We start from the raw sequence: 24,179 nt of genomic DNA on the forward strand, positions 1-24,179 counted from the left end.
TCCGATTGTTCTGCGCATGTTCTTCCTCCCGATCCGGCCGCGATCCCGCGGCTCTGCGTTACCTCCACGGTCAGCGATGCGGACGGAAGATCGATCCCCTCCGAGGGGGAAGGCGCTACCTCGCGTACGGGAAAACAGGCCGCCCCGCACCTGGCGACGGGACACCGGTTCGGTGGGCGACGGCGGTCGACGGCGTCGAGGATGGCCTGAAATTCGCCCAGGACGGGCGCCAGGTGTCGGCGGGGAGTGGCGCCAGGCTCGCGACGTGGTCGATGACCGCCCGCAGGCCGGGGTGTGGGTTCGTCCGGCGCAGGATGAGTGAGAGCGGGTACGCGATCGTCGGGTTCACGATCGGTATGCGGCGCAGGTCGTGGTTCGTCGGCCAGATGTACCGGTCGCGTGAGCCGACGAGGGTGGCCACGTCGGCGGAGTCCGCGAGGATGTCGAGCAGCACCTCGTTGCCGAAGTTCGGGCCGGCGGCGTCGATGCGGAGGTCGAAGGCGGTGGCGAGCTGGTCGTAGAAGTCCGCCCACTCGCTTCGCGGCGCGATGCCCGGCACCCAGATCCGGTGTCGACGCAGTTGGGCCGGTGTCAGCGTTCGCGCGGAGCCGAGCGGGTGCCGCGGGCCGACGAGAAGCTCCAGCGGAGAGTCGAACGCGTGGATCATCCGCACGTCACGCGGCAGCATGCCCGGGTCGGTGACCGAACGGAACGAGGCGTCGATCTCGCCCGCCTGGACGGCGGCGACCGCCACGCGCGGGTCGTCGACCCGGAGGGTCACCACGTCGAGGTCGGTCTCGGGATGCGAGCGCCAGTAGTCGTGCAGGACGACGGCCTGCGCCAAGCGCAGGCCGAGGACGTCGATCCGAAGGGCCCGCGACCCTGGCCGGATCGCGGCGATGCCGCGATCGACGCCGGCGACGATGTCCCGGGCGTGCGGGAGGAAGGCCTGGCCGTCGAGTGTCAGCTCGACCCCTCTGGGGGTACGCGTGAACAACCGGATGTCGAGTTCGCGTTCGAGGGCCGCGATCCGCTTCGACACGGCCTGTTGCGTCACGCCGAGTTCGTCGGCCGCGTGTTGCAGCTGCCCGAACTCGGCCGCGCGGACGAACGATCGCACCGCCTCGGTCTCCACCGACCCATTATGCCTGCGCACAACCGATGGTTGTGGCTCGCCCGGACGGTGGTTGTTTGATCACGTGCCCCTGCGAGCGGTGTGCTGCCCGGACCGAACATCGGTTGTCGCGAGGGGGGCGCATGCACGTGCGGTTGGGGCGCGATTTCGGTTGGCTGTGGTCGGCCTACGCCGTCAGCACGTACGGCACGTGGATCGCCTTCGGCGCGTTTCCGCTGATCGCGGTGCGCGTGCTGGACTCGTCGGCGTTCGCCGTGTCGCTCCTGGCGGCGGTGGGGCTCGCCGTCGCCGCGATCGTCGCGTTCCCGCTCGGACCCTGGGTGGAGCATCGGGCCAAGCGCCCGGTGATGATCGCGATGGACCTGGTCCGGTGCGCCGCGATGGCCAGTGTTCCGGTCGCGTACGCCCTCGGTCTGCTGTCCTACGGTCAACTGCTGGTTGTCGCGGTCATCTCCGGGACCGCGAGCATCGCCTTCGTGGCCGCCTCCGGCGCGTACCTGAAGCATCTCGTCGGCGGCGACCACCTCCTCGTGGCGAACGGGAGGTTCGAGGGCACGAACTGGGCGGCGACCGCGGCGGGCCCACCGCTCGGCGGCGTGTTCATCGGGTTGCTCGGCCCGGTCGTCACCGTCCTGGCCGACGCCCTGAGTTACCTGCTGTCCGCCCTCGCCGTCCTCCGCATCCGGGGAGGCGACGTCGCGTCACCCCGTGACCGTGCCACCCGGCTGCGACCCGTCGACCTTCTGCACGGCTGGCGGTTCATCCTCGGCGACCGCGTCCTTCGAGGTCTGTTCCTCAACTCGATCCTGGTCGGCGGCCTCATCATGGCCACCGCGCCGCTGCTGTCCGTACTCCTGCTGGGCCAGTACCACGTCCCGGCCTGGCACTACGGTCTCGCCTTCGGGATCCCGGCACTCGGCGGCCTTCTGGGCGCCCGGCTGTCCGCGCGCCTCGTCGCCCACCACGGCCGGCACCGGGTCATGCTCGTCTCCGGTTGGCTGCGCTCGCTCTTCCCCCTGGGCCTCGCGGTCGTCCGTCCCGGCATCCCCGGGCTCATCACCGTGATCGTCGTCGAGGGCCTGCTGATCACCTGCATGGGCATCTTCAACCCGATCTACGCGACGGAACGCCTGCACCGCACTCCGGCGGACCACACCGCCCAGGTCCTCAGCACGTGGAGTGCCATCGGCAAACTCGTCCAGGCCGCCCTGATGGTGATCGGGGGCGTCCTCGCCACACTCACCAGCCCGCTCACCGCGATCACCGTGTCCGGTGTCCTCCTGCTCGCCACCCCGCTGCTGCTGCCCAGGCGGCTACCCGTGCCCGTTCCTGAGCCGGCCGACGACGTCCGGGTCGCATGAGTGCACCAGACTGTGCGGATGCGCGAGGTCGGCATCACCAGCCTGTGCGGCCGGCACGCCTCGCCGCCCGCGCCGTCGTCCCCGCCCGCCCGAACCGAGGAGCCCGCCGGTGCACATCGGCCTCGCGACGAGCGCCGGTAGCGCCGGGCGGCCGAACGACGACTTCGTCGGCGCGGTCCCCGGAGCTGTCGTGCTGCTCGACGGTGCCGGCATCCCGGGAGCCGAGTCGCTGTGCTCCCACGGTGTCGCCTGGTACACCCGTCGTCTCGGCGACGCGCTGCTCGGCCAACTCTCGCGCGACGACGGGGCCGACCTCGCGGGCGTCCTCGCCACCGCCATCGGCGAGACAGCCGCCGAGCACTCCGACACCTGCGACATCGCGGACCCCGCGAGCCCGCAGGCCACCGTCGCTCTGGTCCGAGCCCATCGGGACCGCCTGGACTACCTCCTGCTCGCGGACTGCTTCCTCGTCCTCGACCAGGCTCACGGCGCCCCGCAGGTGCTCACCGACGAGCGCGAGGTGCTGGCCAGGCGCGACTGCTCCGCGCCCCTGGTGGGCGTTGCGTCCGGAACGCCGGAGTACGAGCGCGTCCGCGACTCCTGCGTCCAGGCGATACGTGCCCGCCGGAACCAGCCGGGTGGCTACTGGATCGCCAAGGATGATCCGCGTGCGGCGTGGGAGGCGGTGACCGGCAGCCGGCCCCTCGCCGACCTGAACGGCGTCGTGCTGCTCAGCAACGGTGCCAGCCGCATCGTCGACCCGTACGGGCTGGCCGACTGGCCCGGCGTCCTGGACCTGCTCGGCGTCGGCGGACCGGCGGACGTCATCAACCGCGTCCGGCAGGCCGAAACCCGGGCCGGCGGCCCCGATGCTCTGGCCCCGGACGACGCCACGGTGGCCCACTGCACGCGCCTGCGCCGCTGAGAGTCGGTCTGGCTCATCCGTCGGGCAGCACCGTCGCAGAGCGCGCGACGTGATGCTCGATGCCCGCGCCCGTCACCGACCGCGACCCGGCCGCCCCCGTGACGTCCTGCTCGGAGAGGGCCGTGTGCCTACCCTTACGTCGAGCCACAGGGCGGCCAGCCGGCTGTCCGCAACCGCCCGTCGGATGCGGATGTACCAGTCGCCGGGGTAGTCGATGGTGAACCGCAGGAACGCATCCCTGCCGCGAACGCGCTCCCGGGTCTGCGGCATCTCGTAGACGACGTCGCCGGCGAGCAGGTCGGCCGGCCCGGGCCAGTCCCGGTACTTCAGACGATCGACGTCGTCGTGCGCGGTCTGCCGGGTCGCGGCGGTGTCGTTAACAGCGTGGAAGCTACCGTCCGCCTGCGACATCGGGCGCGCCGAAGCGAGGTCGGGGTGACGGGCGTGCGGCAGCCGCCGGCGTGCCCACGCCCTGGCGGAGGAGTCAGCTCAGTGTGGCCGCCTTGCGGAGCAGCACCGAGCGCTCGCGCTGGTTGGCACACAACCGGGCCGCCAGCTCCAGTTCGGCGCGCGCCTCCGATAGCCGGCCGAGGCGGCTCAGCAGCTCACCGCGTACGGCCGGGACCAGGTGCGAGTCGGGGAGCTGGTTCGAGGCGATCAGCTCGTCCACGATGGCCAGGGCCTGCGCCGGCCCGGACGCCATGGCCACGGCGACCGCCCGGTTGAGCGCGACCACCGGCGAGGGCGCGACCCGGCCGAGCGCGTCGTAGAGCAGCACGATCCGGTCCCAGTCGGTCGCCTCGACCGAGGGCGCCGACGCGTGCACGGCCGCGATCGTGGCCTGCAGGCCGTACGGGCCGAGGCCGCGGGTGGATGCCCTGGCCAGCGCGGCCAGCCCTCGCCGGATCGCCGAGCGGTCCCACACCCTGCGGTCCTGGTCCTCGAGCAGGATCGGCGTGCCGTCCGGGCCGGTCCGGGCCGGGAAGCGCGCCGCCGTCAATTCGCACAACGCGAGCAGGCCATGCACCTCCGGCTCGTCCGGCTGGAGCGCGGCCAGCGTGCGGGTCAGCCGGATCGCCTCGTACGCGAGGTCGGGGCGCAGCAGGTGATCGCCCGCCGTGGCCGTCGACCCCTCGGTGAAGATCACGTAGAGGACGCTCAGCACGCCGCCCAGCCGTGCCCGGCGCTCGCCGGCCGGCGGCACCTCGAACGGCACCCCGGCCGCGGCGATCGTCTTCTTGCCCCGCGTGATGCGGGACTGCACGGTCGGGACGGGTATCAGGAACGCGCGGGCGATCTCCTCGCTGGAGAGGCCGCCGACCACGCGCAGGGTCAGCGCCACCCGGGCCTCGCGGGAGAGCACCGGGTGGCAGCTGACGAACATCAACGCGAGGACGTCGTCGTCGATCCGGTCGGGGTCGATCTCCTGGTCGACCACGGGGTCGGCGGCGAGCAGCGCGTATCGGGCCTGCAGGGCGGTCCGGCGGCGGATCGCGTCGATCGCCCGCCGCCGGGCCGTGGCCATCAGCCAGCCGGCCGGATTGGCCGGAGAGGCACGCGGCCACGACACCAACGCCTCGGCGACCGCCTCCTGGGCCGCGTCCTCGGCCAGTCCGAAGTCGCCGGTGAACCGGGTCAGCGCGGCGACGATCCGGGCCGACTCGATCCGCCAGACGGCCTCGACGTCGGCCGTACCCATCAGACCTGGCCGTTGCTCTCGCTGCCCGGCGGGACCTCGTCGGCCTCGGCCACCCGCCGGACCTCGATCTTGGAGCCGCGGACCGCCGGAACCCGCGTGGCCCACTCGACCGCCTCCTGCCTCGTGGCGACATCGAGCAGGAAATAGCCACCGAACAGTTCCCTGGTCTCGCCGTACGGCCCGTCCGTGACCAGCGGCGCCTCGCCGCTGAAGTCGACCACGACGCCCTGGCCCGGGTCGTCGAGCCCTTCGGCCGCGACCAGCACCTCGGCCTTCATCATGTCCTCGATGAACCGGTGGGTCCGGGCCATCATCTCGTCGAGACTGGCCATCATCGCCGCGTTCGTCTCATCGGTGCCCCGCATGATCAGCAGGTACTTCGGCATCGCGTTCTCCTCGTCCGGCGGGGCCGACCCTCGGCCCTCGCACCCCCACGTCGAACGAGCGGCTCGCGGATCGACACGGCCCCGGAATAATCTCGCCGCGGCGTGCGGCTCGCCGCCCGCCACGCCGACCCGCGCGTCACCGCGCGCCGCTGCGGGTCCTGCGCTCGTGGGCGATGCTCACCGCTCGCGGTGCGGTGGTTAGCCTGCCGTCATGGCGAGTGCGGAACTGGATGAGCTGATCGTCGCGGACGCCGAGGCGCTGCGCGCGTGGTTGTCGGACCACCACGACACGTCGCCCGGCGTCTGGCTCGCCCTGACCAAGAAGGGCGGCACTGTCACGACGCTGACCTGGCAGCAGGCGGTCGACGAGGCCCTGTGTTTCGGGTGGATCGACGGGCAGGCCCGTAAACGGGACGAGGAGTCGTCCTGGATCCGGTTCACCCCTCGCCGGCCCCGCAGTTCCTGGTCGCAGCGCAACGTCGCCCACGTGGCCCGGCTGGAGGAGCAGGGGCGGATGCGGCCCGCGGGCCGCGCCGCGGTGCAGGCCGCGAAGGCGGACGGGCGGTGGACGGCCGCCTACGCCCCGCCGTCGGAGGCCGAGGTGCCGGCCGACCTGCTCGCCGCCATCGCCGCCGACCCCGCCGCCCAGGCCATGTTCGACGTGCTCACCAAGACCAACCGCTTCGCTCTCATTTACCGCCTCAATGCCGTCAAGCGGGCGCAGACCCGCGAACGGAAGATCGGCGAGTTCGTCGCCATGCTGGCCCGTCACGAGACGATCTACCCGCAGAAGGCCAGGCCCTCCCCGTGAGCGGGGCGCACTGCTCGGCCGTGCTGCCCGACGGTGGCGGAGTTCAACCGCCCGCTTCCGTCAGGCCAGCGGCACCTGCGCCGACCGGTCTCCGTCGCCGGCCGCGCGGGCGCCCTCGGGCGCGGTGATCGGGGCGGTGATGATCCGGCTGGGCAGCACCGGCGCGTCGCGCCCGGTGCCCCGCCGGTCGTCACCGCCGGACGACTGCTCGTGGTAGTCCTGCTCCACGTTGACCGACCAGACGTCGTGCGCGCTGCCGGTGGCGATGTTCTCCACGGTGAGCATCGCGGTCAGCATCGAGTGGTCCTGGTTGTTGTAGCGGTGCATGCCGTTGCGCCCCACCGGGTGCACGTTCGGCACCGCCTCGGCCAGCCAGGCCCGGATGACGTCCACATTGTGCTGGTAGCGCTCGTCGTACACCGGGTAGGCCTTCGGCATGCGCACGACGTAGCCGGCCTCCACCACGCCGGGCCGGACCAACCCCAACCGCTCCAGCTCCGCGGTGGCCAGCGCCACGAGGTCGGCATTCGGGGTACGCCACATCTCGTCGTCCTCGAACACGAAGTACTCCAGGCCGAGGCAGGTGCGGCCGTCCTTGACGAGGTACGGCGACCAGGAGCCGAAGTTCTGGATCCGGCCCACCCGCACCCCCGGGTCGTGCACGTAGATCCAGTTGTCCGGGAACGAGAACTCCGCCGGCACCACCAGCGCGACCGTCAGGAAGTCGCGGTAGCGCAGATCGGCGGCGCAGGCCAGCACCTGCGGCGGTGCCGGCGGGCGCAGCGCGGTCACCAGCTCCGAGATCGGCATGGACGAGATCACGTCGTCGGCCGCTTCGGTGCGCTGGCCGCCCGCACCGTCGACCGTCACGCTGATCGCCCGCCGCCGCTTCGGGTCGCGGTGCACGGTGGTCACCCAGGTGCCGGTGGACAGCTGCCCGCCACGCTTGCGGACCTGCTCGGCGCAGCGCTCCCACATCATCCCCGGCCCGAACTTCGGGTACTGGAACTGCTCGATCAGGCTGGTCACGTCCGTGCGGCGGCGGCCGGGCAGCAGCGCGTTGCGGATCGCCGTGGCCAGCGACAGGTTCTTGATCCGCTGCGCGGCCCAGTCGGCCTGCAACCGGTCCGCCGGCATCCCCCAGACCTTCTCGGTGTACGTCTTGAAGAAGATCGAGTACAGCCGCCACCCGAACCGGGCCGACACCCAGCCCTCGAAGTGCGACTGGTCCCGTGGCGGGCGCAGGCGGGCCCGCGCGTACGAGCCCAGGCACCGGGCCGCCTCCGGCAGCCCGAGGTTGCGCAGCGCGTTCACCGCGCTGAGCGGGTAGTTGAACAGTGCGCCCCGGTAGAAGATCCGGCTCATCCGGGGCCGGGTCAGGAAGTCCTCGTCCGGCAGGATCTCGTGCCAGAACGCCTCGACCCGGGGCACCTTCGTGAAGAACCGGTGCCCGCCGATGTCGAAACGCCAACCGTCGCGCTCGACGGTCCGGCTGATCCCGCCGACCACCTCGTCGGCCTCGAAGACCCGGACCGGCCGGCCGTGCCGGAGCAGCTCGTACGCGGCGGTGAGCCCTGCCGGGCCCGCGCCGATGACTACCGTGCCGTGCTGCTCGCTCATGCCGCCGTACTCCCTGGTCACCGCGATGGTTGAGGCGCGCCGCGTACCCGTTGTGCCCGGAATGTCACCTCCCGGTCGTGGTGATTTCCGCTCCGGCGGGGCGTGCGGCGGCGTACAACCAGAAGGGCGACACCCCCGCGCGGCGGGTGGGCCGGGGGAGCGGGGCGGATGCACGGGTGGCGGCGCGGCGCGGCGGCGCTGGCCACCCGGCTGACCGGTGCGGGCCTCGCCGGCGCCCGGCTAGCCCGGCGGGTGCCGGCACCCTGGCCGTACGTGATCGGCCTGTTCGTCGGCGCGAAGGTGCTGCTCACCCTGGTCGGGTTGCTGGTACTGCACGCCTGGGACGGCGTTCCCGGCGCCCCACCGCCCGACGAGGCGGTGATGTGGGCGCAGCAACGGGACGTGTCCGGGCACCGGTGGATCTCCTTCTGGTTCGCCTGGGACGCGCTGCTCTACCTGCGGCTGAGCGAGCTGCCCCTGACCGGGCGGCCGTGGGGAGACTTCGGCTTCCCGCTGCTGTATCCGTTCCTGGCCCGGCCGGTCGGCGCGCTGCTCGGCGGCGACAACGCCCTGGCCCTGCTGCTGATCAGCAACGTCGCGTTCCTGCTGGCCCTCGCCTACGGCTACCGGCTGGCCGGGCTGCTGCTCGGCGACGCGGACGCGGCCCGCCGGTTCACCCGGTACCTGGTGCTGCTGCCGACCGCGTTCCTGTTCCAGGCCGCGCTGACCGAGTCGCTCTTCGTCTGCCTCGCGCTCGCGGCGTTCTACCACGCCGAACGACGGCAGTGGCTGCTGGTCGGCGTGCTCGGCTATTTCCTCGCGATGAGCCGGTCCGTCGGCCTGCTCGTCGCACTGCCCCTGGCGCTGGTGCTGCTCCGCCAGCACGACTGGCGGCTCGGCCCGCGCGCGCTGCTCGGGTACCTGCGCACCGGCTGGCCGTTGCTGCTGCTGCCCGCGGGATGGTTCACCTTCATGGCGTTCTGTCGCTGGCGGGGCGGCGACTGGTTCGCCTACCAGCACGCCCAGCGGACCGGGTGGGGGATCGAGGTGCAGAACCCGGTGCCGGTGCTGCTGGGCGGCCTGACCGGGGAGCCGCGCGACGCCGCGCGGGTGTGGTTCGCCGTGGCCGTGCTGGGCGTGCTACTCGCCGGGTTCCGCCGCCGGGAGCTGCCGTACCTGGTCTACGGCGTCCTCATGGTGCTGGTGCCGCTGTCGATGGGCCCGGCGGTCTACAAGAGCCTGCTGCGGTACCTGCTGGCCGCCTTTCCGGTGGCTCTGGTGCTGGCCCGCTGGGCCCGCCGCGCCAGCGTCGACGTGTGGCTGACCGCGGCGTTGGCCGTGGTGCAGGGCGCGCTGTTCGTGCTCTGGCTCAGCTACTGGACCCACATGATCATCTGATGGGGGTCGCCGGGGCGTGGCCGGCCGGCCTGTGCGAGCCTGTCAGCCGTTGACGCACGCGCACCTTCGTGGAGGCCCGGTGTTCGCCCTGCCGCTGACCGAGGACGTCGAGCTGCGCCCGCTGGAGCCGTGGCGGGCCGAGGAGTTCCTCGCCCACCTCGACCGGGCCCGCGAGCACATCCGGCCCTGGGTGTCGCCCTCGTTCGTCGCCACCGAGCTGCCCTCGGCCCGCGCGGTGTTGCAGCGGTACGCGGACCGCTGGGCCGACGACGCCGGCGGCATCTGGGGGCTGTGGTGGCGGGGCACGCTGGTCGGCGGCGTCATGCTCGTGTCGTTCGACGTCGCGCTGGGCGTCTGCGAGGTCGGCTGCTGGGTGGAGCCGGCGGCGCAGGGCAGAGGCATTGTCGCGCCGGCGGTCCGCACGATCGTCGACTGGGCCGTGCGCGAACGCGGCATCCACCGCGTGGAGTGGCGCACCAATGCCCGCAACGCCCGCAGCAGGGCCCTCGCCGGCCGGCTCGGCCTGCGCCTCGACGGCACGCTGCGCCAGCTCTACCCGAGCCCGGACGGGCGCATCGACCTCGAGGTCTGGTCGGTGCTGGCCGACGAGTGGCTGGCCCCGCCTTCCGCCCCGGCGCCGACCGTCCACTGACGACGGCGGATTTCTGTCGTACCCGAGCGGCACCATGCATCCATGGCCGTCCCCGCGCTCACCCCGCACCCCGACCCGCCGCGTTCCGTGCCGCTGCGCGAGGCGCGCACCCGGTTCAGCCAGCTCGTCGCGCTGGCCGAGTTGACCGACGCGGTCACCGTCGTCACCCGCGACGGCGATCCCCGTCCGGTCGCCGCGATCGTCCCCGCCGCGGCCGCCCGCAGCGGCGCACAGGCCCGCGCCGACGCTGATCGGCTCGCCGCGGTCACCGCCGGCTGGGCCCGCCGCCTCGACGAGCAGCACCGGCGCAGCAGCCAGCGCCATGCCGCCGAGCTGGGCGCGGTCCGCGCGGCGCTGGCCGAGGCGTGGGCCGAGCTGGACCGCCGAGTCGTCCCGGGCAGCGACCCGGGGCTGGCCCGGCTGCGCGCCGCACACGCGGACCTGCTCGCCGGCTGACCGCCCGCCGCCCCGCTGCCCGCCGGGGCCGGCTGCGCTCGGGCGGGCCCTCGCGGCTCGGGCTCCAGCGGGCCTCGTGGACTCGCGGCTTCGCGCCTTCGCGGGCTTCGCGGGCTTCGCGGGCTTCGCGGGCTTCGCGGGCTTCGCGGGCTTCGCGGGCTTCGCGGGCTTCGCGGCGAGCGTGTGGCGGGGCGTCAGGTCGTGGCCGGGTAGGCGTGCGTCTCGGCCGCCTTGACCGCCACCCAGACCCGCTGACCGGGGATGAGCCGCAGCCGGGCCGCCGCGGCCGGCGTGACGTCCGCGGCCACCCCGATCGGCCCGTCCAGCTGCACCCGCACGTTGTCGCCGTGGCGCTGGACACCGGCGACGGTTCCCGCCCAGCTGTTGCGCGGGCTGCCCTCCGGTCGGGCCGGATGCAGGGCCACCGCCGCCGGGCGGAACGCCACGAACGCCTCGCCGTCCAGCCGGTCGGCGACGGTGAGCGTCAGATCCGGCGCGACGCGTACCCCGTACCCGTCGGCTCGGCCCCGGTAGAGGTTCAACCCGACCAGCCGGGCCACGTAGTCGGTGCGGGGGCGGGCGGTGACACTCGGCCCGTCGCCTTCCTGCACCACCCGCCCACCCTCGACGATGACCAGCCGGTCGGCCAGCGCCAGCGCGTCCAGGGGGTCGTGGGTGACCAGCACGGTCGCCCCCAGATGCGCGGACAGATGCCGGTGCAGCTCCGCGCGGGTGTCCAGTCGGGTGCGGGCGTCCAGCGCGGCGAGCGGTTCGTCCAGCAACAGCAGCGCCGGCGCGACGGCCAGTGCGCGGGCCAGCGCCACCCGCTGCGCCTGCCCGCCGGACAACTGCCGGGGTCGGCGCTGCGCGTGCCCGGCCAGCCCCACCCGATCCAGCCAGTCCCGGGCCGTGGCCCGTGCCACCTGCCGGTCGACGCCGTGCCGGCGCGGCCCGAAGGCCACGTTGTCCAGGGCGCTCAGGTGCGGAAAGAGCAGGTAGTCCTGGAAGACCACGCCGATCGGGCGACGTTCGGTGGGCACCCAGCGGCCCTCCGCCGGCCGGTCCAGGTCGGTACCGTGGAGCGTGACGTGCCCGGCCGTGAGGGGATGCAGCCCGGCCAGCGCGCGCAACGCGGTGGTCTTGCCGGCGCCGTTCGGTCCGAGCAGCGCCACCACCTCGCCGGGGGCGACCCGCAGCGGCACGTCGAGCCGGAAGGCGCCCCGGTCGACGACGATCCGGGCGTCGAGCAGCGCGGTGCTCATGCGCTGGTCATCCAGCGGTCGCGCAGGGCGACCAGGATGCCCACCGAGACGACGAGCAGCACCAGGCTGAGCACGATCGCGGACTCCAGGTCGGTCTCCAACGCCAGGTACACGGCCAGCGGCATGGTCTGCGTACGGCCGGGATAGTTGCCGGCGAAGGTGATGGTGGCACCGAACTCACCCAAGGCCCGCGCCCAGCAGAGCACCGCCCCGGCGGCCAGTCCCGGCGCCACCAGGGGCAGCGTGACGTGGGTGAACGTGGTCCAGCGGCCGGCGCCCAGCGTGGCGGCGGCCTCCTCGTACCGGTGGTCGGCGGCGCGCAGCGCGCCCTCCACGGCGATGACCAGGAACGGCATGGCGACGAACGACTCGGCCAGCACCACGCCGGCGGTGGTGAACGGCAGGGTGACGCCGAACGTGGCGTCCAGCCAACCGCCGAACAGCCCCCGCCGGCCGAAGACCAGCAGCAGCGCCACGCCACCGACCACCGGAGGCAGCACCAGCGGCACGGTGACCAGTGCGCGGACCAACCGCCGGCCGGGAAACTCGACCCGGGCCAGCAACCAGGCCAGCGGCACCCCGAGCAGCAGGCAGAACACGGTGGCCAGCGTCGCCGTCTGCACCGAGAGCCGCAGCGCGGTCAGTGCTTCGGGCTCGGTGAGCCGCTGCGGCAGCGTCGTCCAGGGCGCCCGGAGCACCAGCCCGGCCAGCGGCAGGACGAGGAAGAGCAGCCCCAGCCCAGCCGGGATCAGCAGCGCCGCCGGCACCCGTCCGCGCCGCCGGGGTGCGGCGGTGTCGAGGGTACGACTCACGGCGCCTGGAACCCGGCGTCGGCGAGGACCGCCTGCGCCGGCGCGGAGCGGACGTACGCCACGAAGGCCCGCGCGCCGGCGGGGTTCGGCGCGTCCCGCAGCGCGGCGATCGGGTAGTCGTTGACCGCCCGCGCGGACTCGCCGAACTCGACGCCGGTCACGTCGGCGCTGGCCGCCCGCGCGTCCGTGCGGTACACCAGGGCCGCGTCGACCTCGCCGAGGCGCACCTTGGCCAGTGCGCCCTTGACGTCCTGCTCCAGGGTCACCGGCGTCAGCGCGACGCCGGCCGCGTCCAGGGCCGTCCGGGCCGCCGCTCCGCAGGGCACCTGGTCGGCGCAGAGGGCCACCTTCACCCCCGGGCGGGTCAGGTCGGCCAGCGCGGTCACGCCCTTCGGGTTGCCGTGCGGCACCGCGATCACCAGTTGGTTGCGGGCGAAGACGCTCGGCGTGCCGTCGGCGTTGCCGGCCTCGGTCACCGTGGCCATGTTCTTCGGCGCGGCCGAGGCGAAGACGTCCGCCGGCGCGCCCTGGTTGATCTGGTTGGCCAGGGCGGAGCTGCCGGCGAGGTTGAGGGTGACCGTGGTGCCCGGGTGAGCGGCCTCGAAGTCCTTCCCGATGCGGGTGAACGATTCGGTCAGCGAGGCGGCGGCGAACACCGTCACGGTGCCGGTGACCCGGCCGTCGGCGTCGGCGCTCCCGGACGGCGGGTCGCCGCCGCAGCCGGCCGTCGCCAGCACCGCGAACGCCGCCACGGCGGCCAGGGTCGTACGCCTGCCCCGCCCGCTCATCGGTCGGCGCCGGTCCGGGTCGGGGCGGCGGATGCGGCCCGCTCCACCACCACTGTGGTCGACTTGATCACCGCGACGGCCACCGAACCGACCCGCAGGTCGAGGTCGTCGACGGCCTCCCGGCTCATCAACGACACGACCCGGAACGGGCCGGCCTGGATGTCGACCTGGGCCATCACCGTGTCCTTGCGGACGTCGACGACGATGCCGCGCAGCCGGTTGCGCGCGGAGGAGAACCCGGTGCCGGCGTCCGGATCGGCGGCCTGGGCGCGGGCGAAGCCGGCCAGATCGACGCCGTCGATGATCCGGTGGCCGTGCTCGTCGCGCCCGGCGGGCAGCCGCCCGGTGTCCACCCAGCGGCGGATCGTGTCGGCGCTGACGCCGAGCACCTCGGCCGCCGCGCCGATCCGAAAGGTCGTCACCGGCTCACCTTAGCGCCGCAGGTGCGAGCGTTAAAGCACCGTTCCGGCCGCTTCTGCGTACTCGAATGGGCTTTTGGGTTTGCAGATGAGTGCGGCGGGGTGGGCCCGCCCCGCCGCGACCCGGTTCAGCAGTTGCGCAGCTCGGGGGACTGGTTGAGCAGTTGACCCCGGGTCGACACGAAGTTGCGGTAGCGCTCCCCGTCGACCGCCGACGGGCGGAACGCGGCGACGCGGTGGCAGTTCTGGAAGGCCAGGCGTACGCCGAAGTGCCGTTCCAGGCCGGCCCGGATGGCGTCGCTGGCCAGCGCCCGCAGCAGTTGGCCCCGGTCGGCGTCGGTGGGTGGCGGGACGACGTTGTCGGCCAGGTCGGCGTCGCCGGCCTCCAGGTCGGCCACCACCCGGCTGACGGTGGTCCAGGCGTACGGCAGGGAGTCGCGGACGCAGGCGATGAACGCCTCGTCGTCGACGGGGCCGCGTTCGGCGGCGTCGAGCAGGGCGGGCGGGACGGTGAGTGACATGGTTCTTCTCCTCCGCTTACAGCTAACGATTACCGTTTCCATTAACGGCGTCGGAGTGAGCACACCATGCCGGACGGGTGAGGTCAACGATGTCGCGGCGAGCCGCGCGAACGAGCGCAGCTCAGGGGCGGCGAGGGTGACCCTTGAGGTGCCGGCCCAGTTCGCGGGCGATCTCCCGGTTGGCGTCCCGCTCGGCCAGCGTCTGCCGCTTGTCGTAGGAGCGCTTTCCCTTCGCCAGGGCCAGCTCGACCTTGGCGAAGCCGTTCTCGAAGTACATCGACAGCGGGACCAGGGTCACCCCGCCCTCGCGGACCTTGTCCAGGATCCGGTCGATCTCCGCGCGGTGCAGCAGCAGCTTGCGGTTGCGCCGGGGAGCGTGGTTGGTCCACGTGCCGTAGGCGTACTCGGCGATGTGCAGGCCGTACAGCACGATCTCGCCGTCGCGCTCGTGCGCGAACGCGTCCACCAACGAGGCCCGCCCCTCGCGTAGCGACTTCACCTCGGTGCCGACCAGGACGATGCCCGCCTCGTAGGTGCGCAGCACCGTGTACTCGTGCCGGGCCTTCTTGTTCGAGGCGATCAACCGACGTTCGGGCTGCTTCGACGGGCTCACCCGGCGACGATATCCGGCCGGGCCTCAGCCGGTCGCCGGGCGGTCGGCGCGCAGCCGTGCCATCAGGTCCCGCACGGCCAGGGCGAACGCCTCCTGCGACTCGCACGGCCAGTGCCCGAGGATCGGTGGTGGCACGCTGTCGCTGGGCGGCGCCACCACGTCCTCCGGATCGGTCAACCGGCGGTCGACCGTCGCGGCCGGCCCGGTCAGCGTCTCGGTGTCCCCGGGCCGGTGCCCGGCGAAGATCCAGCCGCCGATCGGGTCGGTGTCCCGCCACAGGTTGATCCACCGCCAACCCACCCGCTCACCGATCTCCCGCAGTGCCGCGTCATCGGCGTACGCGGGGAACAGTCGCGAGTACAGCCGGCACAGTGGCGAGCCGTAGGTCAGCAGGGCGACCCGGTCGGTGATCCGGGGCGGCAGTTGCAGCACCGTCGCGGCGAGCAGCACCGACCCCTGGCTGTGCCCGGTCAGCAGCACCGTCTGACCCTGCTCCACCAGGTAGGAGATCCGCTTGGCCAGCTCCGGCACGGCCCGCTCGGCATAGCAGGGCGGCGCGAAGGGATGCGCGGCCCGGGGCCAGAAGGTGCCCAGATCCCACAGCACGCCCACGTACCGGCGGAACCCGGCCGTCCGGTACGCGAAGATGCCACCGATCACCAGCCCGAGCACGAGCAGGGCGATCGCGTAACTGCCCGTGCCGAGGAAGAAGTTGACCGCGTTCACGGGCACACCGACGTACTCCTGGAGCACGTCGGCCGGATGGAGCTGAAGCAGGCCGAGCAGGCTGGTCGACAGCCCGAACGCGGCCAGCCCGGCGTAGACGACGGTGAGCGGCTCGAACCGTTCGGTGAACCGTGCCCGGGCCACCGCCTGCTCGACCCGGCGTAGCCGGTCCGCGGCCTCCGGCGGGGCGTGCGGGAAGTCGGCGGCGACGATCGCCCGCGCGGCCCGCCACCGACTGCGGTGGGTCAGCACCGTGACCACGCCGCCGACCAGCAGCGCGGTCACCACCGCCAGGAAGAAGCCGAAGATCGCCCACTTGTACGCCAGGGGCGGCGCGTAGCCCAGTCGCTCGGCGGGCACCCCGTGGCGGTCCAACACGTCCGCCATCCGGTAGACCAGCTCGGCGGAGAAGGCGACCGCAAGCCCGGCGGCGATCGTGACGAAGACCGGCGCGCCCAGCGCGCGTAGCCGCGCCGGCCGTGGGCTACCCCGCCGGGCGCCGCTGCGCGCCCGGATCACCACCACGCCGAGGAGACCCACGAGCACGGTCTGACTGACGAACAGCCAGGCGACCGTCGCCCCGTACGCGGGCAGCGCGCCGCTGCGCGGCCACGGCGCCGGGCTGATGATCGTGTCCACGATCACCAGGATGGTCAGACCGAAGGCGATCGTGCGCAACCCTCGAGTGACCGCGTCCACCCAGGGCACCGGACCGGGCCGGTCGATGACCTGCACCAGGGTCAGCAGGACCAGGCAGGCGAGCAGCACCGCCCCGCAGGCCACCAGCAGCACCACCATCACCCACGACGCGTTCGCACTGGCCCGGGCGGCCAGCAGGCTGCCGTCCAGCGTGGCGAACGCGGCCGCCACGTGCACCGACCGCAGGCGGCCGACCAGCGGAGCGCCGTCCCACTGGCCGACACCGCTCAAGCTGTGCACGGACTCGGCCTGCGGCGACCCGGTGTGGAACGCGTCGTACGAGTGACCGGGCCGGCCACCCAGCCACCACAGGAACCCGATGGCGGCCGCCGGCAGCAACGCCAGCACACCCAGGCGTAGCCCGACCGGGCGCCCGCCGAGCCAGGACAGCCAGCTCCGTTCGGCCAGGCAGGTCGGGTTGCCCATGCACCGCCACGCGATCAGATCCAGCGCCACCCCGACGATGGAGAGCACGTAGAGCATGGTGAGGGTGAGCGCGAGCACCCGGCACACCGCGACGATGACGGGCTTCGCGGCGCTGCTCGCCGGGCGCATCCAAAGCGCCACGTTGCAGAGCATGAACGGCAGCAGGAACACCAGCGACAGCGTCCGCACGGCCGTGCCGGACGGCAGGTCGCTCCAGCGGTACGCCTCCAGCGTCACCCCGTCCATCCCGGTCGAGTCCGGGTAGCCCGGGCGCGGCCGGTAGAACCCGCCGCTGCGGTCGCCGGCCACCTGGTGCACGTACGGCCGGTCCAACACCTGGTCCGCCCCGGCCCCGGAGACGCCGTGCACCCGCAGCTCAACGACCTCGCCCGACGTCGTCGGTCCGGTCGGCGACGCGTCCGCCATGGGCCCCCCGAGATGTACGCGGCAGCCGGGCGGGTCGGTCGCACGACCGCCCGCGCGGCGCGGTGGCTTACCCGGGATGGCGCCGGTCAATCGTGCGTCGCCCACCACGCGATGGTGCGGTCGATGCTCGTCAGGTGGTTTCATGGGCGCCATGGCAAACCCGGTGATCCTGAGCGTCGACGACGACCCCGTGGTGTCCCGGGCGGTGGCCCGGGACGTTCGGCGCCGCTACGGCGACCGCTACCGGGTGCTACGTGCCACCTCCGGGCCGGAGGCGCTGGAGGCGCTGCGGGAGGTGAAACTGCGTGGCGAGCAGGTGGCGCTGCTGCTGGCCGACCACCGGATGCCCGAGATGACCGGCGTCGAGTTCCTGGAGGCCGCGATGGACATCTTCCCGGCCGCGCGCCGGGTGCTGCTCACCGCGTACGCGGACACCGACGCCGCGATCGAGGCGATCAACGTGGTCGACCTGGACCACTACCTGCTCAAGCCCTGGCACCCGCCGGAGGAGAAGCTCTACCCGGTGGTGGACGGGCTGCTGGAGGCGTGGGCGGCGACCCCGACTGCGGCGAGCGCCGAGATCCGGGTCGTCGGGCACCGGTGGTCCGCGCCGTCGTTCAAGGTCCGCGACTTCCTGGCCCGCAACCTGGTGCCGTACCGGTGGCTGCTGTCCGACGATCCCGAGGGCGCCCGGCTGCTCGACGCCGCCGGCGCCACCGAGGCGGACGTGCCGTTGGTGGTGACGACCGAGGGCAAGGCGCTGGTCGCCCCCAGCGAGGCCGAGCTGGCGGCCCTGGCCGGGTTGACGGTGGTGCCGGCGTCGGACTTCTACGACCTGGTGGTGATCGGCGGCGGCCCGGCCGGCCTGGGCTCGGCGGTGTACGGCGCGTCGGAGGGGCTGCGCACGGTGCTCGTCGAGCGGCGGGCGACCGGCGGGCAGGCGGGGCAGAGCAGCCGGATCGAGAACTACCTGGGTTTCCCCGACGGTGTCTCCGGCGCGCAGTTGACCGACCGGGCCCGGCGGCAGGCGGTGAAGTTCGGTGCCGAGCTGCTCAGCGCCCGGGAGGTGGTCGGCCTGAGCGAGGCCGGTGGCGCCCGGCTGCTGCGCTTCGGCGACGGGACCGAGATCGCCGCGCACACCGTGGTGCTGGCCACCGGCGTCTCGTACCGGGTGCTCGACGCACCCGGGCTGGCCGACTTCACCGGCCGGGGCGTCTTCTACGGCGCGGCCGCCACGGAGGCGCCGAGCTGCGTCGACCAGGACGTCTACATCGTCGGTGGGGCCAACTCGGCCGGCCAGGCCGCCGTGCACTTCTCCCGGTACGCGACGCGGGTGCACCTGCTGATCCGGGGCGCGGACCTGACCTCCTCGATGTCGCGCTACCTGATCGACCAGCTGGAACGGATCGACCGGATCACCGTGCATCCGCACACGGCGGTGGTCGGCGGGTCGGGGGACGGGCACCTGCAACGCCTCTCCCTCTGCGACACCCGTACCGGGCAGGGCCGCACGGTGGACACCTCCTGGCTGTTCATCTTCATCGGCGCGGAGCCCCGCACCGACTGGCTCGACGGTGTGCTGGTCCGCGACGGGCGCGGCTTCATCGTCACCGGCCCGGACCTGCTGGCCGGCGGGCGACGACCGGCCGGCTGGTCGCTGTCGCGCGACCCGTACCACCTGGAGACCAGCGTGCCGGGGGTGTTCGCCGCCGGGGACGTGCGGGCCGAGTCCGTCAAGCGGGTCGCCTCGGCCGTCGGCGAGGGCGCGATGGCCGTGTCGCTCGTGCACCGTTATCTGGAGGCCCAGTGAGCGCGAGGAGTGAGCCGGGTTTGCGAGCCCCGCAGTCGCGATCGGAGGAGATCCAGTGAGCGCGAGGAGTGAGCCGGGTTTGCGAGCCCCGCAGTCGCGATCGGAGGAGATCCAGTGACCAGCGAAGCGGATCGGCTGACATCTGAGCAGTTGCGCACCCTGTTTCTGTTCGAGGCGCTCGACGACGCACAGCTCGACTGGCTGGCCGAGCGCGGCCGGGTCGAGCAGCGTGCCGGCGGCACCCTCGTGTACGGCGAGGGTGAGCCCGCGACCTGCTTCTTCGTGCTGCTGCGCGGTGCCGTGGCGCTGAGTCGGCAGGTCCGCGGCGACGACGTCGAGGTCTCCCGGACCGACCAGCGCGGGGTGTACGCCGGTGCCACCCAGGCGTATCTGGGTGACCGGGTCGAGCAGATCTACCTGCACAGCCTGCGGGCCCTGGTCGACTCGGACTTCTTCGTGCTGCCGGCGGAGGACTTCGCGGAAGCCCTGCGGACCTGGTTCCCGATGCCCATGCACCTGTTGGAGGGCCTGTTCTTCGGCATGCGGGACAGCCAGACGATCGTCGGCGAGCGGGAGCGGCTGCTGGCCCTCGGCTCGCTCTCGGCGGGGCTGACCCACGAGTTGAACAATCCGGCCGCGGCGGCGGTGCGGGCCACCTCGGTGCTGCGCGACCGGGTTGCCGGGATGCGGCACAAACTCGCGATGATCGCCGACGGTCGGCTCGACGGCAGCGCCCTGCACGGCCTCGTCGCGTTGCAGGAGGAGGCGGTGGCCCGGGTGGCCACCGCGCCGAAGCTGACTCCGCTGGCGACCGCCGACGCCGAGGACACGCTCACCGACTGGCTGGAGGAGCACGGGGTCAGCGGCGCGTGGGACCTGGCGCCGATCCTGGTCGGTGGCGGGCTCGACACGGCCTGGCTCGCGCAGGTGAAGGCGGCCGTCGGCGCGGCCGACCTGGAGGCCGCCGTGCGGTGGCTCACCTACACGGTCGACACCGAGTTGCTGATGCGCGAGATCGGCGACGCCGTGACCCGGATCTCCGGCCTGGTCGGTGCCGCCAAGCAGTACTCCCAGCTGGACCGCGCGCCGTACCGGGTGGTGGACGTGCACGACCTGCTCGACGCCACGCTGGTGATGTTCAAGGGCAAGATCCCCGCCGAGGTCAAGCTCGTCCGCGAGTACGACCGCAGCCTCCCGCCGGTGCCGGCGTACGCCGCCGAGCTGAACCAGGTGTGGACCAACCTGATCGACAACGCGTTGGGCGCGATGGGGGACAAGGGCGTGCTGACCGTCCGGACCGGTCGCGCCGACGACCTGCTCGCGGTGGAGATCACCGACACCGGCCCGGGCATCGCGCCCGAGGTGCGTCCGCGCATCTTCGAGCCCTTCTTCACCACCAAGCCGGTCGGGTCGGGCACCGGGCTGGGCCTGGACATCTCGTACCGGATCGTGGTGCACAAGCATCACGGCGACATCCGGGTGGAGTCCGAGCTCGGGCGGACGACCTTCCGGGTGCTGCTGCCGATCACCGAGGGCCCGACGGACGAGCCACGCGACGCGCCGATTACCTAGAGACAGTGATTGGTTGCTGGCAGTAGTCTCGGGGGCGGCGTTCGTGATCCCCGCCCCCGAGGAGGGTCCGTGGAGTCGGTGGCCCGCCAGCGCACCGCCATTGAGGACGACGACCAGCCGGACGATCCGCCGGCCGGCACGATGTTGCCGGAGTTGGAGGATCGCGACTGGATGCACCACGCGCAGGAGTTCGCGCACACCAGCTTCTGGGCGGTGGCCCGCCGGCTGCCCCGGCTGGTCCGCGAGGCGGTCGGCCTGGCCTGGGCCACCAACCGTCGGGACACGGTCGCCTCCATCGGCCTGAACATCGCCGCCGGGGTGATGACCACGTTCGGGCTGCTCGCCACGACCAGCGTGCTGCGCGAGTTGTTCGCCGCCGGCCCCACCCCGGACCGGGTCCGCTCGGCCCTGCCGGCGCTGATCGTGGCCGCGGCGGCGGTGTCGGCCCGCGGTGGCCTGACGATCGCGGCCGGCTGGGCGCAGGCCCGGCTGACCCCGCAGATCAACTATCAGGTGGAGTTGCGGCTGTTCGAGGCCACCACGGCGGTGGATCTGGCCGCGTTCGACGACGCTGGCTTCGCCGAGGAGATGGACCGCGCGCGCGACCGGGGGATGGCCGAGGCGGCGTGGATCGTCGACCACACCGTCAACCTGGTCACCGGCGTGGTCGGGATGCTCGCCACCGCCGTCGCGGTGACCGTCATCCAACCGCTGCTGCTGCCCTGCCTCCTGCTCGCGGCGGTGCCCCAGGCGGTCACGGCGGTGCGGATGGCCCGCCGGGAGTATCTGGCGATGCTGGCCCGCATCACCCGGCGGCGTCGCATGTGGATGCTGGCCCACCTGATGGCCAACCGGCGTACGGCCGCAGAGGTACGCGCGTACCAGATGCGCGACTTTCTGCTCGCCGAGTACCGCGGGGTGATGGCCGTGGAGACCCGCGCCCAGCTGCGGCTGGTCCGCTCGCAGACCGGCACCCGGGTCATCGGCGCCACGGTGGCGGGGCTGGCCACCTTCGGGGTGTACGCGGTCCTCGGCGGGCTGCTGCTGGGCGGGATGGTCGCCCTCGCCGCCGCGGCGACCGCGCTGCTCGCCCTGCAGTCCGCACGGACCAGCATGGGCGTGGCGGTCATCGCCACCAACTCGCTGTACGAGGACGCCCTCTACTACCAGGACTACCGGGACTTCCTGGCCCGCGCCCACGCCCGGGTGCCGGTCGGCGGCAACCGGTCGACCGACGGCGTCGACGTGATCGAGCTGGACGAGGTCAGCCTGCGCTACCCGGACACCGACACGCCGGCGGTGGACCGGGTCAGCCTCACCGTCCGCCGGGGCGAGGTGATCGCACTCGTCGGCGAGAACGGCTCCGGCAAGACCACCCTCGCCAAGCTGATCGCGGGCCTGTACCAACCGACCGGCGGGATGATCCGCTGGGACGGCGTCGACTCCGCCGAGCTGGACCCGCGCGCCCTCGGTGCGCAGGTGGCCGTGATGACCCAGGAGTGGTGGAAGTTCCCGTTCACCGCCGGGCAGAACATCCGCGTCGGGCGGCACGACCGACCGCCGGACCAGCCCGGCCCCACGGTGCGGGAGGCGGCCCGGGCGACCGCCGCCCACGACATGATCGTCGGCCTGCCGAACGGCTACGACACGTTGCTCGACCGGGAGTTCAAGGACGGCCACGAGTTGTCCGGGGGCCAGTGGCAGCGGTTGGTCGCCGCCCGGGGGCTCTACCGTGACGCCGCCCTGCTGATCTGCGACGAGCCGTCGGCCGCCCTGGACGCCCGCGCCGAACACGCCCTGTTCCAGCACCTGCGCCGCCACCCCGACCGGGCGGTCGTGCTGATCACCCACCGGCTGGCCAACGTCCGGCACGCCGACCGGATCTTCGTGCTCGACCAGGGGCGACTCGTCCAGCACGGCAGCCACGACGAGCTGATGGCGGCCGGCGGCCTCTACCGCGAGCTGTTCGACCTCCAGGCCAGCGGCTACCTGTTGGGTGCCGACAACTCCCAGTCCCGCTGACCCCGCCCCCGCCCGGCCCGCGCTTGCGCCCAGCCCAGCCCGGCCTGGCGCGGGCGGCGCGGGGTCAGGTTGGGTTGCCGGGGGTGAGGAAGTCGGCCAGGACGCGGGTGTGGGTGGAGAACGCCAACTCGACCGGGTCGGTGAGCACCAGCCACTCGGTCGCCTCGTCGGTGGGCGTCGACGGTGGCAGGTCCTCGGCAGCGCGTTCGGGCAGCACCCCGAAGACCATCATGGTGGCACCCGCCGGGGCGCTGTGCACCGCGAACAGGCGGACGTCCGCGGCCGCCGCGACCAGACCGGTCTCTTCCCGCAGCTCACGAACGAGTGCGTCGGACCATTCCTCGCCGTACTCGATGAAGCCGCCGGGCAGTGCGAGCTGCCCCCGGGCGGGCTCGATGTCCCGGCGGACCACCACCACGCCCAGGCCGGCGGCGGTGCGGACCGGCAGCACCGCCACCGCGACGGGCAGCGGGTTGCGCCAGACGGTCTCGCCGCAGACCGCGCAGACGCGCGGCCACCCGGCCGTCGCCGGGTAGGCCGCGCCGCAGGAGGAGCAGTGCGAGTACGGCGTACCGGTCATGCCGCAGCACGTTACCCGGCCGCCGCGGCCGGTCTCAGGCGGCCGGTGCGCCAGTGTAGAAGGCGGTGGTGCGCTCGGCGGCGGCCCTCGCCTCGTCGGCGTCGGTGCCGGCGGCGATGCTCGCCTCACCCCAGAGCCGGCTGCTCAACTCCATGGCCCGCCGGCCCTCGTCGGAGGCCATCCACTCGGCGCTGTCCTCCGGCCGGACGCCGCTGCCGTCGCCGGCCAGGTACGAGGCGAGGCCGAAGAGCCCCAGGTCCCAGCCGACGCCGACGGCGCCCGGCCCGAACTGGGCCCACCGGTCCTGGTCGACGTGGGCGATGTGGTCCAGCTCGAAGCGGGTGTGCTCGTCGTCGACCGGGGTGAGTCGCACCTCGATCCAGCTCACCTCGCCGCCCATCTCCCAGGTGGCGGTGAAGCGGTGCGGCGGCTCGCAGCTCTCGACGGTGCCGCCGGCGTTGCCCTCCAGCTGGTACGTGCCGTGCAGGCGCAGGTCACCGGTGATCGGGAGGAACCAGCGCGGGATGCGCTCGGCGTTGGTGCAGGCGTCCCACAGATCGTCGAGCGTCGCCCGGTAGGTCTGGCTGATGGTGCTCACCCGTGCCGCACCGGCCTCCAGGGTGCGGGTGCCGACCTGGCGTCGCACGGCGTTGATCTGCTCGGTCGCGTCGATCATCAGGGGTTCCTCTCGTCGGGTGTGTCGGCCGACCCGCGGAGCCGACGCTCGCGTCGACCCCGGGCAAGCTCGGTGGCGAGTGCCGCCAGGGGTGGCGTCCAGAACTGGCGGAAGTGCTCCAGCCAGCCGTCGACCTCGCGCAGGGGGCCGGGGTCGACCGCGTAGAGCCGCCGGGTGCCGTCCGGGCGCACGGTGGCGAAGCCGTTGTCCCGCAACACCTTGAGGTGTTGGGACACGGCGGGCTGGGAGATGCCGAACTCGTCGCGGATCACCGCACTGAGGGCGCCGGCGGGCTGCTCGCCGGTGGCGAGCAGCTCCAGGATGCGGCGCCGGACCGGATCGCCCAGCACGTCGAAGGCGTGCACGGCGACAGTTATATCACCA

General features: G+C 73.1%; 24 protein-coding genes. 9 read left to right on the forward strand and 15 right to left on the reverse strand.

Annotated elements, in window-relative coordinates; genetic code table 11:
* Window positions 1-115: 115 nt before the first annotated feature.
* Window positions 116-1,135, reverse strand: coding sequence for a LysR family transcriptional regulator (locus O7620_RS07290; RefSeq protein ID WP_278122413.1), 1,020 nt, complete (start codon window positions 1,133-1,135; stop codon window positions 116-118).
* A gap of 122 nt (window positions 1,136-1,257) precedes the next feature.
* Between O7620_RS07290 and O7620_RS07295 the strand changes: the two genes are divergently transcribed.
* Both O7620_RS07295 and O7620_RS07300 read left to right on the forward strand, forming a co-directional pair.
* A complete protein-coding gene (locus tag O7620_RS07295; protein ID WP_278122414.1) occupies window positions 1,258-2,496 on the forward strand; it encodes an MFS transporter in 1,239 nt (412 codons plus the stop codon).
* A 109-nt stretch (window positions 2,497-2,605) separates the two neighbouring features.
* Window positions 2,606-3,421 carry a protein phosphatase 2C domain-containing protein gene (locus O7620_RS07300; RefSeq protein ID WP_278122415.1) on the forward strand — a complete coding sequence of 272 codons (816 nt, stop codon included), beginning with the start codon at window positions 2,606-2,608 and terminating at the stop codon, window positions 3,419-3,421.
* A 72-nt stretch (window positions 3,422-3,493) separates the two neighbouring features.
* On the opposite strand, the gene O7620_RS07305 is transcribed toward O7620_RS07300, so the two are convergent.
* The 3 genes from O7620_RS07305 to O7620_RS07315 form a co-directional block, all read right to left on the reverse strand.
* Window positions 3,494-3,832 (reverse strand): nuclear transport factor 2 family protein, encoded by a 339-nt coding sequence (locus O7620_RS07305; RefSeq protein WP_278122416.1) that lies wholly within the window; start codon window positions 3,830-3,832, stop codon window positions 3,494-3,496.
* Between the two features lie 73 nt (window positions 3,833-3,905).
* A complete protein-coding gene (locus O7620_RS07310) occupies window positions 3,906-5,120 on the reverse strand; it encodes a sigma-70 family RNA polymerase sigma factor (protein ID WP_278122417.1) in 1,215 nt (404 codons plus the stop codon).
* Window positions 5,120-5,506 carry a YciI family protein gene (locus O7620_RS07315; RefSeq protein ID WP_278122418.1) on the reverse strand — a complete coding sequence of 129 codons (387 nt, stop codon included), beginning with the start codon at window positions 5,504-5,506 and terminating at the stop codon, window positions 5,120-5,122. The genes O7620_RS07310 and O7620_RS07315 overlap by 1 nt, the downstream gene beginning before the upstream one ends.
* A gap of 211 nt (window positions 5,507-5,717) precedes the next feature.
* On the opposite strand from O7620_RS07315, the gene O7620_RS07320 reads away from it, so the two are divergent.
* Window positions 5,718-6,317, forward strand: coding sequence for a YdeI/OmpD-associated family protein (locus O7620_RS07320; protein ID WP_278122419.1), 600 nt, complete (start codon window positions 5,718-5,720; stop codon window positions 6,315-6,317).
* A gap of 60 nt (window positions 6,318-6,377) precedes the next feature.
* On the opposite strand, the gene O7620_RS07325 is transcribed toward O7620_RS07320, so the two are convergent.
* On the reverse strand, window positions 6,378-7,937 hold the full coding sequence (locus O7620_RS07325; protein ID WP_278122420.1) for an NAD(P)/FAD-dependent oxidoreductase: 1,560 nt from the start codon (window positions 7,935-7,937) through the stop codon (window positions 6,378-6,380).
* Window positions 7,938-8,105: 168 nt separating this feature from the next.
* Between O7620_RS07325 and O7620_RS07330 the strand changes: the two genes are divergently transcribed.
* From O7620_RS07330 to O7620_RS07340, 3 genes are all read left to right on the forward strand, one after another.
* The gene (locus tag O7620_RS07330) at window positions 8,106-9,335 is read left to right on the forward strand and encodes a hypothetical protein (protein ID WP_278122421.1); all 1,230 of its coding nucleotides are present in this window, start codon (window positions 8,106-8,108) and stop codon (window positions 9,333-9,335) included.
* Window positions 9,336-9,414: 79 nt separating this feature from the next.
* Window positions 9,415-9,987, forward strand: a complete 573-nt coding sequence (locus O7620_RS07335; RefSeq protein WP_278122422.1) for a GNAT family protein — start codon at window positions 9,415-9,417, stop codon at window positions 9,985-9,987.
* A gap of 42 nt (window positions 9,988-10,029) precedes the next feature.
* Complete coding sequence (locus O7620_RS07340) at window positions 10,030-10,443, forward strand: type II toxin-antitoxin system Phd/YefM family antitoxin (protein WP_278122423.1); 414 nt, start codon at window positions 10,030-10,032, stop codon at window positions 10,441-10,443.
* Between the two features lie 194 nt (window positions 10,444-10,637).
* Here O7620_RS07340 and O7620_RS07345 read toward each other — a convergent pair whose 3' ends face one another.
* The 7 genes from O7620_RS07345 to O7620_RS07375 all read right to left on the reverse strand — a co-directional run bounded on the left by O7620_RS07345 (window position 10,638) and on the right by O7620_RS07375 (window position 17,135).
* Window positions 10,638-11,705: an ABC transporter ATP-binding protein gene (locus tag O7620_RS07345; protein WP_278122424.1), complete on the reverse strand. Its 1,068-nt coding sequence runs from the start codon at window positions 11,703-11,705 to the stop codon at window positions 10,638-10,640.
* A complete protein-coding gene (locus O7620_RS07350) occupies window positions 11,702-12,517 on the reverse strand; it encodes an ABC transporter permease (protein ID WP_278122425.1) in 816 nt (271 codons plus the stop codon). Before O7620_RS07350 ends, O7620_RS07345 begins: the two co-directional genes overlap by 4 nt.
* A complete protein-coding gene (gene modA / locus O7620_RS07355) occupies window positions 12,514-13,305 on the reverse strand; it encodes a molybdate ABC transporter substrate-binding protein (RefSeq protein ID WP_278122426.1) in 792 nt (263 codons plus the stop codon). Before modA ends, O7620_RS07350 begins: the two co-directional genes overlap by 4 nt.
* Complete coding sequence (locus O7620_RS07360) at window positions 13,302-13,727, reverse strand: TOBE domain-containing protein (protein ID WP_278122427.1); 426 nt, start codon at window positions 13,725-13,727, stop codon at window positions 13,302-13,304. Before O7620_RS07360 ends, modA begins: the two co-directional genes overlap by 4 nt.
* A 125-nt stretch (window positions 13,728-13,852) precedes the next feature.
* Window positions 13,853-14,245 (reverse strand): SCO5389 family protein, encoded by a 393-nt coding sequence (locus O7620_RS07365; protein WP_151491853.1) that lies wholly within the window; start codon window positions 14,243-14,245, stop codon window positions 13,853-13,855.
* A 121-nt stretch (window positions 14,246-14,366) separates the two neighbouring features.
* The gene (smpB, locus tag O7620_RS07370) at window positions 14,367-14,858 is read right to left on the reverse strand and encodes an SsrA-binding protein SmpB (protein ID WP_145788735.1); all 492 of its coding nucleotides are present in this window, start codon (window positions 14,856-14,858) and stop codon (window positions 14,367-14,369) included.
* A 24-nt stretch (window positions 14,859-14,882) separates the two neighbouring features.
* On the reverse strand, window positions 14,883-17,135 hold the full coding sequence (locus O7620_RS07375) for a hypothetical protein (RefSeq protein ID WP_278122428.1): 2,253 nt from the start codon (window positions 17,133-17,135) through the stop codon (window positions 14,883-14,885).
* A 142-nt stretch (window positions 17,136-17,277) separates the two neighbouring features.
* On the opposite strand from O7620_RS07375, the gene O7620_RS07380 reads away from it, so the two are divergent.
* The 3 genes from O7620_RS07380 (at window position 17,278) to O7620_RS07390 (ending at window position 22,539) form a co-directional block, all read left to right on the forward strand.
* Entirely contained in the window at window positions 17,278-18,945 is a 1,668-nt protein-coding gene (locus O7620_RS07380) for an FAD-dependent oxidoreductase (RefSeq protein ID WP_278122429.1), read from the forward strand.
* Window positions 18,946-19,059: 114 nt separating this feature from the next.
* The gene (locus tag O7620_RS07385) at window positions 19,060-20,517 is read left to right on the forward strand and encodes an ATP-binding protein (protein ID WP_278122430.1); all 1,458 of its coding nucleotides are present in this window, start codon (window positions 19,060-19,062) and stop codon (window positions 20,515-20,517) included.
* A 69-nt stretch (window positions 20,518-20,586) separates the two neighbouring features.
* Window positions 20,587-22,539: an ABC transporter ATP-binding protein gene (locus tag O7620_RS07390; protein WP_278122431.1), complete on the forward strand. Its 1,953-nt coding sequence runs from the start codon at window positions 20,587-20,589 to the stop codon at window positions 22,537-22,539.
* Between the two features lie 64 nt (window positions 22,540-22,603).
* On the opposite strand, the gene O7620_RS07395 is transcribed toward O7620_RS07390, so the two are convergent.
* From O7620_RS07395 to O7620_RS07405, 3 genes are read right to left on the reverse strand one after another with little or no spacing between them, the layout of a single operon-like run.
* Window positions 22,604-23,119 carry an NUDIX domain-containing protein gene (locus O7620_RS07395; protein ID WP_151489797.1) on the reverse strand — a complete coding sequence of 172 codons (516 nt, stop codon included), beginning with the start codon at window positions 23,117-23,119 and terminating at the stop codon, window positions 22,604-22,606.
* 34 nt (window positions 23,120-23,153) lie between these two features.
* Window positions 23,154-23,795 carry an SRPBCC family protein gene (locus tag O7620_RS07400; RefSeq protein ID WP_278122432.1) on the reverse strand — a complete coding sequence of 214 codons (642 nt, stop codon included), beginning with the start codon at window positions 23,793-23,795 and terminating at the stop codon, window positions 23,154-23,156.
* A complete protein-coding gene (locus O7620_RS07405) occupies window positions 23,795-24,160 on the reverse strand; it encodes a metalloregulator ArsR/SmtB family transcription factor (RefSeq protein WP_278122433.1) in 366 nt (121 codons plus the stop codon). Before O7620_RS07405 ends, O7620_RS07400 begins: the two co-directional genes overlap by 1 nt.
* Between the last annotated feature and the right edge of the window lie 19 nt (window positions 24,161-24,179).

The organism is Micromonospora sp. WMMD710, assembly GCF_029626045.1.
Classification (GTDB): domain Bacteria; phylum Actinomycetota; class Actinomycetes; order Mycobacteriales; family Micromonosporaceae; genus Micromonospora.

What these genes read in the sequence shown, in the direction of transcription:
- O7620_RS07295 (WP_278122414.1), top strand. Translation starts at nt 1,258, where the DNA reads ATGCACGTGCGGTTGGGGCGCGATTTCGGTTGGCTGTGGTCGGCCTAC.
- O7620_RS07305 (WP_278122416.1), bottom strand. Translation starts at nt 3,832, where the DNA reads ATGTCGCAGGCGGACGGTAGCTTCCACGCTGTTAACGACACCGCCGCG.
- O7620_RS07310 (WP_278122417.1), bottom strand. Translation starts at nt 5,120, where the DNA reads ATGGGTACGGCCGACGTCGAGGCCGTCTGGCGGATCGAGTCGGCCCGG.
- O7620_RS07315 (WP_278122418.1), bottom strand. Translation starts at nt 5,506, where the DNA reads ATGCCGAAGTACCTGCTGATCATGCGGGGCACCGATGAGACGAACGCG.
- O7620_RS07320 (WP_278122419.1), top strand. Translation starts at nt 5,718, where the DNA reads ATGGCGAGTGCGGAACTGGATGAGCTGATCGTCGCGGACGCCGAGGCG.
- O7620_RS07325 (WP_278122420.1), bottom strand. Translation starts at nt 7,937, where the DNA reads ATGAGCGAGCAGCACGGCACGGTAGTCATCGGCGCGGGCCCGGCAGGG.
- O7620_RS07330 (WP_278122421.1), top strand. Translation starts at nt 8,106, where the DNA reads ATGCACGGGTGGCGGCGCGGCGCGGCGGCGCTGGCCACCCGGCTGACC.
- O7620_RS07340 (WP_278122423.1), top strand. Translation starts at nt 10,030, where the DNA reads ATGGCCGTCCCCGCGCTCACCCCGCACCCCGACCCGCCGCGTTCCGTG.
- O7620_RS07345 (WP_278122424.1), bottom strand. Translation starts at nt 11,705, where the DNA reads ATGAGCACCGCGCTGCTCGACGCCCGGATCGTCGTCGACCGGGGCGCC.
- modA (WP_278122426.1), bottom strand. Translation starts at nt 13,305, where the DNA reads ATGAGCGGGCGGGGCAGGCGTACGACCCTGGCCGCCGTGGCGGCGTTC.
- O7620_RS07365 (WP_151491853.1), bottom strand. Translation starts at nt 14,245, where the DNA reads ATGTCACTCACCGTCCCGCCCGCCCTGCTCGACGCCGCCGAACGCGGC.
- O7620_RS07375 (WP_278122428.1), bottom strand. Translation starts at nt 17,135, where the DNA reads ATGGCGGACGCGTCGCCGACCGGACCGACGACGTCGGGCGAGGTCGTT.
- O7620_RS07380 (WP_278122429.1), top strand. Translation starts at nt 17,278, where the DNA reads ATGGGCGCCATGGCAAACCCGGTGATCCTGAGCGTCGACGACGACCCC.
- O7620_RS07395 (WP_151489797.1), bottom strand. Translation starts at nt 23,119, where the DNA reads ATGACCGGTACGCCGTACTCGCACTGCTCCTCCTGCGGCGCGGCCTAC.
- O7620_RS07400 (WP_278122432.1), bottom strand. Translation starts at nt 23,795, where the DNA reads ATGATCGACGCGACCGAGCAGATCAACGCCGTGCGACGCCAGGTCGGC.